2 protein-coding genes and 3 pseudogenes are annotated in these 6,611 nt (G+C 48.4%); all 5 read right to left on the reverse strand.

Going from position 1 to position 6,611, the window contains the following annotated elements:
* Nucleotides 1-302: 302 nt before the first annotated feature.
* The gene (locus AC19YT_RS27805) at nucleotides 303-2,141 is read right to left on the reverse strand and encodes a hypothetical protein (protein WP_500611350.1); all 1,839 of its coding nucleotides are present in this window, start codon (nucleotides 2,139-2,141) and stop codon (nucleotides 303-305) included.
* Nucleotides 2,142-2,683: 542 nt separating this feature from the next.
* Nucleotides 2,684-4,357: a recombinase family protein gene (locus AC19YT_RS27810; protein WP_500611351.1), complete on the reverse strand. Its 1,674-nt coding sequence runs from the start codon at nucleotides 4,355-4,357 to the stop codon at nucleotides 2,684-2,686.
* Nucleotides 4,358-4,405: 48 nt separating this feature from the next.
* A pseudogene (locus AC19YT_RS27815) lies at nucleotides 4,406-5,956 on the reverse strand (transporter substrate-binding domain-containing protein); the annotation flags it as partial.
* 8 nt (nucleotides 5,957-5,964) lie between these two features.
* Nucleotides 5,965-6,486 (reverse strand): annotated as a pseudogene (locus tag AC19YT_RS27820) (LuxR C-terminal-related transcriptional regulator); the annotation flags it as partial.
* Nucleotides 6,487-6,493: 7 nt separating this feature from the next.
* A pseudogene (locus AC19YT_RS27825) lies at nucleotides 6,494-6,611 on the reverse strand (IS30 family transposase); the annotation flags it as partial.

Raw genomic sequence — 6,611 nt, forward strand, 5'->3', positions numbered from 1 at the left:
CAAACGCTTCGACTTCAAATGCCCGATCGAGGTGATGGGCGAAGTGATGCAAGAAGCCGTGGTGATGCGGCATGATGCTCCCGCTTCAATTCAATAACCGTGTTGCACTCAGATCCTGCAACCGCCATGATTAAATGGTTGTGTTGATTGAAGTTTTTTAAAATTTTATTGTAGTATCTGGCCACCTTCCCCAAGGTGGTTTTCTTTTTCTGCTCCTTTCAAGTTGCCATACTTTCGAGGTTTGTCAAACTTGAATGCTAAAAAGCCCGTATTGCTGCGGGTTTTTTATTGAGTGGGTTTGGCTATTGATACGGGTTATAAGGGTCTTGAAACGGGCTTGGGGGCTTAGGTTTTAAAAGTCTTCGCCTTCTGGCTTCTTTCGCCTGCTGGGCTTCCTCTTTGTCAAATTCAACCACTTGTTTGTTTGTGAAGGTGTCGGATGCCCAAAGTTTTACTTTTTCTGTCAATCCTAGATCCACTTTTGCATGGTCTAATCCTTGCTCTTTTAGTTGTTCTCCGACGTTAAATAGGTAATCCTTTCGCTTCTCGGAACCCAAGCGGCTTGCCATTTTATAAGTGTTTTCTTTTAGTCTTTGGTAGTGTTGGTCTGGGTTTTTATCGAGCCTCTTGGCTTCAAGTATTCTATCAACCAAAATGTCAAATTTCTTGATTAACGGTTCTAGCTCTACCTCGTAGACCTTAATTGCTCTTTCTAACACTGATTTTCTTTCGGTATCCTCTTCTATTTTCTTCCTTAGCTCGCGTAGTTCCTTTGTCATTTTTTCTTTGGCGGTTTTGAAGTTTACCCTAAGCTCTTCGGTTTTGTTTGTCTTCTTGGTTATGTCCTCGGACAGTATTTGCCTGTCGTGGTCGAGCTTCGCATTTTCTTTCTGCTGCTCCGTGGCGTGCATCTCTAAATTTTGGATTGTATTCTGGTATGTTGAAACACTATTTTGAAGGTTGCTTATCGTGGTGTTAAGCGTGACGATAGTGGTCTTTTGCTCGGTCAGCTCTTCTTTCTTCTGTGTAAGTTCCTGCTCAAGTTTTTCTACTTGTCTGGTGTAATAGTTATGGCTTCGCTCGCTCTTGGGTTTCTTGGCCTCCTGCTCAATCTTGCTTAGGAATTCCTGTTTTTCCTTGGTTTTAGGTAGGAATTTGGCTTGTAAACCATATGCAGCGGCTAATCCGTTAAAGTGTTCATAGAAGGCCGCCTGCATTACTTTTGATTTCCATGACTCGCGTTCTCGGATAAACCTATGGTTTTGCTTTTCTTCGCTACGGTTGGGAAGTTTGAAGTCTTCCAATGTTGGCGGCTCGGATATTTTGTCAAGGTGAGCTTTATTTCTCGCGTAGTATTGTGATGCGAATTCAAATTCTTGAGCTGAAAAATCATACTTCCCCGTCTTCTCATTTTGAAGGTCAAGAAACGCATGAACGTGGTTTGTTGTTTCGTCCAGATGACTGAATGAGAAAAGCATCTTGTTGTTAGGGAAGTGTTTTTGATAAAACTGGTGCATGGCTTTCTGCAAAAGGTCTGTGTACCCCTTTGTGATTGCCAATTTATTAGGTTCGGGTATCACAAGGATGATTTCTTTAACCCTGTTGACCGTCCTTGATACGGCTCGATCTGGTGCGTTCTGCTCGATCTCTTGCTTCTTGGTGGTGTAGTTCTCTAAGAGGTCGATTCGCTGGGATATACGGCTGATTTTGTGCTGATTGAGTAGGGCGGCGTAGTCTTGGACTACTAACGGCCTTTCTCCTTCCATTACCGATGTGACGTATTCTTTTATCTCAGTCTGTTCGGTTGCGTTGATAAATTTGACCAGCTTCGATTTTAGTTTTCGGAGCTTTTCTTTTTCTGCTGCTATCTCGTCAGTCGCTTCTGTTGCTTTGAGTTTGGTTTGTAGTTGGTCGTTGAAGTCGGCCAGCAATTGCTCTGCCAGTTCCCTTGTTAATACCTGTTCAACGCCACCTACAATGGCGATATTTGGGTGGTCTGGATTAGGGTTGAATTCGAAGTCGTCATACTCGTTTTGGTCCAGTCTAAGCGAGTGTTTCAGCGAACTGTCCAGCCCCTTGAGGTTGGAATAGTTTCTGTCTCTTTTGGTCAGTGTGATTGTCTGCAAATTGGTGTCATTCATTTTATCCTCAGTGGTGGGTTTGTTTTTGCTCTTAGCTTTTGTTTCTGTCCTGCCGACTAGGCACCTGCGTTAACCGTCACATCTTTTGCGTAGCAAAAGTGGGATGGTTAACATAGCAGGTATGCTTTGAGGGGCTTCTTTGATAACTTGAGCCATATACATATATTTAACCACATAAAAAATGTATATCAAGCATGATAGTGTAGGTGGTTTTGTATGGGGGTGTTGGTTGGTTGGTTGGTTGGTTGGTTGGTTGTGTGCGTGCGGTATAGTAATCTTTATTATTGTTATCTAATATATATGACATCTATATATAGATAACTAAAGACGTGCATGGGTGCGTGTGTGTACGTGAGGTGTATGCAGGAGCGTGTATTATGCGAGATAATTTTTTAAAAAGTGTTCTTTTGGTGAAGGTCAAAAGCTCTTCTGGTGGGTAAGAGCTTAGGAGCCTTTGATTATCGTTCTGTTTTTAACGTGTAACGCCTTGGCTTGTTAATGTGTAACCCCTCCAAGATGCCGTATTTTAGAGGGGCTTATGTTTATTTTATGATGTGGGAAAGGTCTGGTATTCCAAATGGCGTTAGTGGAGCTTTTTGCTTGAAAAATTGATGGATATAAAGATTAAAGTCTTTTTCACCTTTTATACGAATGTCCATGCCGACGAGATTTGTTTCTTTGTCAATTTTAACGTCGAAGGTGATTCCTCGTGTGATGAAAAATGTATTGAGCTTCAATCGGCCTTCTTCTGTTTCGTATAGGGCTATTATGTCTTCGTAGGTGGTGATTTCGAGCGTTTCCGCTTCGATTGCTAATGTACCTTCAAGTTTTTGGATCTCGCTTTCCAATGCTGTGATACGTGCCTCGCTATCGGCCACACGCCTGATAAATGTATTTGGAATTATTCCGTCAAACTGAGCGAGCGAAGCGTCTAACATCTCCAATGTGGCTTTTTCGGTTGTTAGCTTGGCTTTCTTGGCCCGTATTTCTTCTTTTGGTGCCGAAGTATTACTAACGGAAAAGAAACGGCTGAATGCGTCGTTTACGGTGTCCATTTGCTTGTATTTTTCTTGGCTGAACCAAGTGAAGTCTTTTCGCTTTTTGTCTGTCCGCTCGTCAATGTAACGATTTTCCGATAACTGCCTAACGAAAGCGAGGAATGTGCCGAAAACAAGCTCAAATCTAATTCTGTTACTACATTCGCATACTCGTTCGGCTCTGTTAGAGCAAACAAGGTAGGCGTAGCGTTTTTTTTCGGTTCCTAATATTTGTAGGTTGAAAATCATTCCGCATTTATGTTCTTCACATTGGATGCAGTGCCGGAAAATATTGTAGTGGTGGGGTGTCCTACGTCCAAATTTTCGCCCGGTTAATCGGGTTTTCATTGCTGCAACGGCTGCACTGAACTCTATTTCATCAATGATTTTTGGGAAATAATCGGGGATATAACGATCAAACGCTTTGGTGCCGTTCTCGTTTCGTCGTTGCAAACGTAGCACGCCAATTGGGCTTTTACTGTTTATAAGATGTAGAACTGATGTTCTCGTCCAACGCCGTTTTGAATTTTTATTTACCTGCTTAACGCTCTCCAATACTCCAACGTGTTTGAGTAGGTCGAAAATCTGGCGAATTTCTTGGGCTTCTTCTTCTACGATGACAAAGGATTGGCTTTGTTCATCGAAACGAAAGCCGTAGGGGCATCGTTTACCTATAACGTTGGTTTCTGCTGTGTCTCTCTTCTTTACCCATACGGATTTAAGGCGTTTACTCTTGGTGTCGCTTTCTTCGTGTGCCCGCTTTGCGATTACACCCACTAGGATCAAGGTTTCGAGGTCACGGCTTGGATCGTCGTAGGAATATGTCTTATTGTCGAAAACGGTGTGTAGTCGCACGCCTTTTTTGAGGATTGACTGGATAAGATCAACGGAGTCGGTGAGTTTCTGGCGGGTTAGGCGGTCGATTGATTCGACAATTATGTAGTCGCCATGCTCAATTTCGCCACTCTCTATCCTGTCCAACAACCCTTTTAACTGGCCGATCCGGGCGTTTGCACCACGGAATGCACTGATCCCCTTGTCGATAACGGTTTCGACCACGGGAACGCCTGTGACCTCTGTAAATGCTTGGAGTGGGGTGGTCTGACGGTCGTGGCTGTCTCGGCCTTCTTCGCCTTGCGAGGTGGTAGACCATCTGACGTATGCGTATGCCTTGGGCATTGAATCGGCTCCGGGTAGGTTCTAGCTCATTTTATTAGAAAATAGCCTACCGTGGTCATCCGGCGCGATGCTGAGCAAGGCCTTGTCGAGGATGGCGCTCAGTTCCACCGCGCCTCGGGCGGTGGCCAGGGTAAAGGCCGCCGGCTGTGTACCGATGGTGGCGCTGATCTGCAATTGATCTTGAAATACGCGGGACGAGATGAAGTAGTTGGCGACTACCAGCGAGTTGACGGCACCCTCGACCTGGCCCTGAGCCAGCAGTTCGGCGGCACGGAAGGTGTCGTCGGTTTCGACCAGGCGTACCTCTGGGTACTCGGTGCGTAGGTACTCCATTAAGGGGTTGCCCTGGGTGATTGCCAGACGTTTGCCGGCGAGTTGCTCGAGGCTGCCCATCACCGGGGCGTCCTTGCGGGTGAGCAGTACGAAGGAGTTCTCCAGGTAAGGGCGGCTGAAGGTGAGGCGGTCCTCGCGCTCATCGCTGGGCAGCATGGCGGCGATGATCTCGGCGTTGCCCTGTTCGACCTGGCGGGTCATCTCATCGACGCCACGGCTGCGCTGGATCTCGAAGCGCAGGCCGGTGCGCAGACGGATGAGTTCCAGCAGGTCGGCGGTGATACCGCGGAAGTTGTTCTGAGAATCGAAAAAAGTCAGTGGGGCAAAAGTTTCGTTGACCACCACTCGCACGGTGGGGTGCTGTTTCAACCAGCGCTCCTCGCGCGCGGTAAGTTGCAGCTTCTGGTCGGTGAGCAGAATGTCGCTGCCGGCACTCCAGCGCTGGGCGATGCTATCGCGCTCGGCCATGGGGATGGCCTTGAGCGTGGCATTGATGAGGTCCAGCAAGGGTTGATCGCTTCTACGCACGGCAAAACTGAAGCCATTGGCTTCATGTTTGCCGAAGTTGGCCATCTGGATGTTCTTGAGATAGCCCTTGTTAATCATGTAGTGGGTCGAAATGGTATCGCCCAGAAATACGTCGGCCTGGTCGAAAGCCACGGCATTGATGGCGTTCTGGTAGGAAGGGTAGGCGGTGATGGTGGCCTTGGGGTACAGCGCCTTGACGTCCTCGAGCGGCAAGTAGTGGTAGACCATGCTCAAGCGCATGTCCGCCAGGCCGTCGCTCAGCGATCGGTTTTCCCGCTCGCGGGTGACCAGCACTGGCTGGTCCACCGCGTAGGGAATCGAAAGCGCCAGGTTCGGATTGCTGGCTTCGAAGCCGTTCGCGGTACCCAGCATATCCACGCGGCCCTGTTCTAGCGCGGCGATGGCCGCCTCCCGGGAACCATAGCGCTGCACCCGCACGGGCAAGGCCAGGGTGGCCGCGAGAATGCCGGCATAGTCTGCGGTGAACCCTTCATAGTCGTGTCCGCTGAGGGTCAGGTCGAAGGGGGGATAATCGGGAGCAGAAGTGCCCAGGACCAGCTCGCGCTTGTTGCCAATCCATTGCAATTGCGCTTTATCCAGATGAACTTGGGTGAGGCCTTTGCTGGCGCGACTGAGCAGTGAATAGGACTGCACATCGTTGTTCTCGGCGACCGCGAAAGTGCTCAGGCATAAACCCGTGCTCAGTAATATTAAGTAGTCCTTTAACTGCCTGGGCATCCTATTTCTCACACTAATGCGTTGCGTTTTGCCATCTCGATAAGTTCTACCAAGGACTTGGCCTTAAGTTTTTGCATAAGTCTTTTCTTATAGGTGCTGACGGTTTTGTTGCTTAAAAACATGCCCTTGGCGATTTCCTTGTTAGTGCGGCCTTGGGCAAAGAGTTGGAGCACCATCAATTCCCGGTCATTCACCGATTTGAATAGATCCAGCTCCAGGCTTACTTCTTCATCCCGGCGCGCCGGGTTCAATGCCTGGCTGGGGAAGTAGTTGTAGCCTGAAAGTACGGCCTTGATGGCGCTGAGCAGCTCACTGAGGTCCTCCTGCTTACAGACATAGCCGGAAGCACCGGACTGCATGCACCGTATGGCGAAGAGAGTCGGCGATTGCGCAGTCAGTACGAGTGTGCGCAGGGGCGTGCTCATGGCGTTGAAACGCGATAGGACTTCCAGGCCGTCGAGTTTGGGAATGCTGATGTCGAGAATGATGAGGTCTGGCATACATTCGCGGACCATTTGCATGGCGTCGACCCTGAATTCAACACATAAGTGCAACGCTCACCCCTGTATGCACTTCGTACGGCGTCTTCCAGCCCAAGCGCTTGCGCGGGCGTAGATTGATCCTCGCTACTGTCCGATTGACGGCTTCGACGGTC

The sequence above is a fragment of the Pseudomonas sp. MF08875 genome (assembly GCF_059862525.1).